This is a genomic window from Phytoactinopolyspora endophytica, from assembly GCF_004138495.1.
Classification (GTDB): domain Bacteria; phylum Actinomycetota; class Actinomycetes; order Jiangellales; family Jiangellaceae; genus Phytoactinopolyspora; species Phytoactinopolyspora endophytica.
On record NZ_ML142851.1, the window covers coordinates 184,666 to 189,200 of the forward strand.

Annotated in this window: 6 protein-coding genes and 1 pseudogene; 3 read left to right on the plus strand and 4 right to left on the minus strand. The window is 64.6% G+C overall.

The window, feature by feature from the left end; all coding sequences use genetic code 11:
- Positions 1-397 precede the first annotated feature (397 nt).
- Both ELR45_RS06715 and ELR45_RS06720 read right to left on the minus strand, forming a co-directional pair.
- A complete protein-coding gene (locus ELR45_RS06715) occupies positions 398-829 on the minus strand; it encodes a GNAT family N-acetyltransferase (protein WP_129665054.1) in 432 nt (143 codons plus the stop codon).
- A 249-nt stretch (positions 830-1,078) separates the two neighbouring features.
- A complete protein-coding gene (locus ELR45_RS06720) occupies positions 1,079-1,603 on the minus strand; it encodes an OsmC family protein (protein ID WP_129664511.1) in 525 nt (174 codons plus the stop codon).
- 86 nt (positions 1,604-1,689) lie between these two features.
- Here ELR45_RS06720 and ELR45_RS42005 point away from each other — a divergent pair.
- Together ELR45_RS42005 and ELR45_RS06730 are read left to right on the plus strand one after the other, a co-directional pair.
- A pseudogene (locus ELR45_RS42005) lies at positions 1,690-1,806 on the plus strand (NAD(P)-dependent alcohol dehydrogenase); the annotation flags it as partial.
- A gap of 76 nt (positions 1,807-1,882) precedes the next feature.
- Complete coding sequence (locus ELR45_RS06730) at positions 1,883-2,575, plus strand: VOC family protein (RefSeq protein ID WP_129664513.1); 693 nt, start codon at positions 1,883-1,885, stop codon at positions 2,573-2,575.
- Here ELR45_RS06730 and ELR45_RS06735 read toward each other — a convergent pair.
- The gene (locus ELR45_RS06735; RefSeq protein WP_129664515.1) at positions 2,572-3,090 is read right to left on the minus strand and encodes an NUDIX hydrolase; all 519 of its coding nucleotides are present in this window, start codon (positions 3,088-3,090) and stop codon (positions 2,572-2,574) included. The genes ELR45_RS06730 and ELR45_RS06735 overlap by 4 nt on opposite strands.
- A gap of 92 nt (positions 3,091-3,182) precedes the next feature.
- Between ELR45_RS06735 and ELR45_RS06740 the strand changes: the two genes are divergently transcribed.
- On the plus strand, positions 3,183-3,692 hold the full coding sequence (locus ELR45_RS06740) for an AAA family ATPase (RefSeq protein WP_129665056.1): 510 nt from the start codon (positions 3,183-3,185) through the stop codon (positions 3,690-3,692).
- Positions 3,693-3,823: 131 nt separating this feature from the next.
- On the opposite strand, the gene ELR45_RS06745 is transcribed toward ELR45_RS06740, so the two are convergent.
- Positions 3,824-4,510 carry a TetR/AcrR family transcriptional regulator gene (locus tag ELR45_RS06745; RefSeq protein WP_129664517.1) on the minus strand — a complete coding sequence of 229 codons (687 nt, stop codon included), beginning with the start codon at positions 4,508-4,510 and terminating at the stop codon, positions 3,824-3,826.
- Between the last annotated feature and the right edge of the window lie 25 nt (positions 4,511-4,535).

Here is a 4,535-nt window from a genome sequence, read left to right on the forward strand (position 1 = left end):
GGGCAAGAACGAACCACACAGAACAGACGGACGGCCGTTGAGCGCGACGGCGTGGGCAAACTGCAGCCAGGTGTTTCGTAACACGTCCCAACCCAGCTCGGCGACGTGGAGGATGGCGTCGGTCTCAAAGACCTCACACTGAGGCAACCGATTTCGCAGTGGGTCGACGATCGTGCTCTTTCCGGTGCCGGAAGCTCCGGTGACGATGAATAGTGGATGACCTGGGAGTCGACGCGTGTCTCCACAGTGGGAGCACCGCAAGTGGCGGGTGCGAGGATCGACTTCCAAGGGATACCTCGGACCGCATCGCATGCAGAACTCCTCGCCAGGTGGCTCAGTCACGGGGACCGCGTCCTACAAGTCGAGACGCGGGTGCCGCCGCCGCGTGGCACTCGGTTCACGGGTTGCGCTCGCCGAGACGTTCGGCTCGCTCCAGGTACCGATCGTGGTCGGGTGGGGCAAAGCCGAACTTCGCGTACAGGTTGTGTGCATCGACCGTGTGCAGCATCCACCGGAAGTTCACTCCGGGCCCGTCCTCGATCATCGCCGCGACGAGCTCCACGCCGAGCCCTTCGCCGCGATGCTCGGACTCAACGAACACATCCGCCAGGTATGCGATCGACGCCCCATCGGACATCGCCCGGGCGAACCCGACCATGGCGCCGCTCTCGCGGTGGTACGCCCCGACGACGCGCCATGCCCCGTCGATCTGATGCTCGACGATGTCGCGGCTACGCCACCTGGCCCAGTAGGCCTCTTCGGAGAGAAACTTCCAGACGACGTCGCGATCAACCCGTGCCGCGTCGTCGTCGAACTCGTACATCTGCATCGTGCGGACCACGCTCACCCGGTCATCATCTCAGTAGGTGATCTCGCTGGACGCAAGGCTTCGCCGCCTACGCTCGGGATCGCGTGGGGCTAGCAGACAGCGCAGAGTGCCAACTTGGCGAGCTCGTTGGAAACGGACTGCTTAACTGACTGAACGTTGACTTATTTGACTTAAATTATCGCTGGAAGGGCTTACTTGACAGATACTTGCACGCCGTGGCGACATGTAGCGGCCCTATGACGGCCGATGTCAGGCTTGGCTGGATGCGACGCGGACCTCGGGTGAGTGGTGGACGGGGAAGTTCACCGAGCGTGCGATGAAGCACTGGGCGTTGGCACTTTCGTGCAGGGTCTGCGCCTTCTCCGCCATCGAGACATCGGCGACGGTGACCACCGGTCGAAGTGTGACCTCGGTGAACTGACCTCCGCCATCGCGTCCCAGTTCCATTGTGCCGAGCGGCGTGTCCACGTAGTCGGTCACGACGACGCCCCCGACGGCGGCCAGGTGCAGGAACGAGAGCATGTGGCACTGAGACAGCGACGCGAGGAGCAGCTCCTCGGGGTTCCATCGTTCGGCATCGCCCCGGAAGCTCGGATCGGCGGAGCCGGCGATGGTCGTCGTGTTGCCGGCAGCCCGGACCTCGTGATCGCGACCGTATGCACGGTAGTTCGAGGTGCCCGTGCCGCGGTTCCCTGTCCACTCGACGACGAGCTCGTAGTTGTGTGTTCCGACCACCGGTGAACCTCCGTTCCGTCGATGGTCCGTACGGTACATGTGGCCCCACTGAGGTGCTGCTTCCGGCGACCACAGGGTGGCAAGCGGACGGAGCGGCGACGCTGCGGCGAGTGCCCCTCGAACGCCGTGTCACTGCGGACATCGAACTGCTCCCCTCGGCGCGCGTGAACGAAGCCTTCGATCGTCTTGAGCGCAACGACGTCCGCTACCGCTTCGTGCTCGATATGTCAGACCTGTCATGAACCGTCCGGTCCTCGTGCTTGTGACCCCGGCGTGCCACATCCCGCACCTGTCGGTCTAGGCGCCTAGGCTCGACTTATGAGTGTTGCGACGTGGCATGCGCTGTGCATGGACGCCAGTCACGCCGGTCGGCTGGCGGCCTTCTGGTCGGCGGCGCTCGGAATGTCGTCCACGGCGCTGGACGACGGAGGGTATCGGCTCGTGAACGACGACGAACGCGTCCAGATCTGGGTCGACCCGGTGCCTGAGCCGAAGACCGTCAAGCACCGGGTACATCTGGATGTACAGGTCGGCTCGCTGGATGGTCTGCACGAGCTGGGTGCGACGGCCCTCCGCCCGCCTACCGACGAGGACGAGTGGTGGGTGATGCAAGACGTCGAAGGCGGGGAGTTCTGCGCGTTCCTGCGCGAGGGCATGGCGTCGTTGCCGGGGCACCGGTTGGCCGTCGTCGTCGACAGCGTCGATCCGTACGCACAGGTCGCGTGGTGGGGCGAGATCTTAGGACTGCAGCGCGAGCGCGAGCCTCAGGGGCACTACGCGGCGCTCGAGACCATGGGACGGCTTCCGTTCGATTACCTCTGTTTCGTCCCGGTTCCCGAACCCAAGACGGCCAAGAACCGCATTCATTGGGACGTCCTGTGCCCCGACGTGGATGTTCTGGTCGCGCGCGGCGCCCGTATCCTCCGTGAGCCGGACGACGAGATTTCTTGGCACATCATGGCGGATCCGGAGGGAAACGAGTTCTGCGCCTTCGCCCCGCACAGGGGCTAGACGACTCCACGGGCCTGAAGATGGGCGAAGGCTTCGAGACCGTCCGGAGTCCACGACCATTCGGACAGCTTCGACTCAAGCTCGTCCACGGTCAGGAACGAGTACCACGCGACCTCCTCGACCTGCGGATTCACCGTGGCGTCACACCGCACCTCGTAGACAGCCGACCACCAGGCGTAATCCGGGTCTTCATACAGGAAACGGAGCAGCGGCGTGGGCGCCTGCAGGCCTGAAACACCGAGCTCTTCCTCGGCCTCTCGATGCGCGGCGTCGTCGTAGGACTCGCCGGCCCGCACCACGCCACCGACGAACATGTCGTACCGGGACGGGAAGATGAGTTTCGACGCCGTCCGGCGATGCACGAAGATCTCACCACTGCCGTTCTTCACCAGTACGAACGTTGAACGGTGCCGTAGTCTGCGGGCGTATGCGTCGGCTCGTCGCGCCTGCGCCACTACTCGATCGGACTCGTCGACGATGTCGAGAAGCTCGTCCTCGGGTAGTTCAGAGATCATGGATCCATCCAACCAGTGCGGCGCGCGATCCGCGTGGGTACCGTTCTGCGACGATGGGGCGGTTGAGTTTGTTCGCAAGGGAAGGAACGGCATTGATCGTCTGGCTGAACGGCACGTTCGGCGCGGGTAAGACCACGGCCGCCGACGAGCTGGTGAGGATGCTTCCCGACGCGAGGACCTTCGATCCCGAGTATGTCGGGTTCATGCTCCGGCATTTCATCACCGAGCCGGTGGGGGACTTCCAGGACTGGCCGGCCTGGCGGGCGCTCGTCGCCGAGACTGCAGTCCAGCTGCACAGCCATTACGGCGGAACGCTCATCGTTCCGATGACACTGTTGCGACGTGGCTACGCGCGAGAGATCTTCTCTTCGGTGACCGGGCGCAGCGTGGACGTCCGGCACGTGCTGTTGCATGTCGACGACGACGAGCTGGTGCGCCGGATCGAGGCCGATGAGGTCGAGAAGGGAGCGCGTGGCTGGCGCCTGGACCACGTCGCTGCGTACCGGGAGGCCTTGCCGTGGCTCCGGGACGACGCGGAGGTCATCGACGCCACCAGCCTCGCGCCCGCCGACGTCGCCCGGAAGGTCGCGGCGCTGCTCTGACCTCGCATTAGCGTCTTCCGCCACCGTTGTGTCATCTGACACAGAACGTGGGGTCAAGCCGCCTTCCAAGATGGGCCACCAGGTTCGCAGCACCGGCCGCAGACGGCATGGCCGTCGCCGGATCGTCGAACCTACGTTTGTGCAGCGGGGCGCCCGTACGCTGCCAGGAACGTCGTTACGCCTTGTTCGGCATAGCGACGCAGTTCGGCCGGTGGGGGAATGGCCGAGTCGCCGAGCAGCATGGCCTGGTTCAGAGGTGCGGACATGACGAGCCAGTTGAACTGGATCGCCGCGGTCTGAGGGTCGCTGACGGTGAGCAGCCCGCGATCGGTGAAGCGTTCGAACGCGGCCGCGAGTGCGGAGATCGCCCGCTGGGGGCCATGCTCGTAGAGAGTCCGGGCCAGGTCCGGAAACCTGACGACCTCCCCGATGACGAGGCGCCGAAGCTGCATGAGGCGGGGAGTGAGCACCACCGCGAGCTGTCGATACGCGTAGTCGCAGAGATAGTCGGCCAGCTCGTGGAAATCGGTGAGCTCCGGTACGTCCTCGGGATGGACCAGGTCGCCGGCCTCGTTCGTCATCGTCGTGACGATCTCGATGAACAGAGCGTCCTTGCTTCCGAAATGTTTGTAGACGGTCTGCTTCGACACTTGGGACTGTGCGGCGATCTCGTCCATGTTGGTGCCGAGATAGCCGCTGCGTAGGAAGACATCCTCGGCTGCGTTCAGGATCGCCCGGCGCTTGTCGGCCGAGCGACCGACATTGCCGCCGGTCTCGCTTGACGGGTGGGCTTCCTCCACGGCGTCTGCCCTCCTCATGGTTGGACTCGTGCCTGGTCGGCAT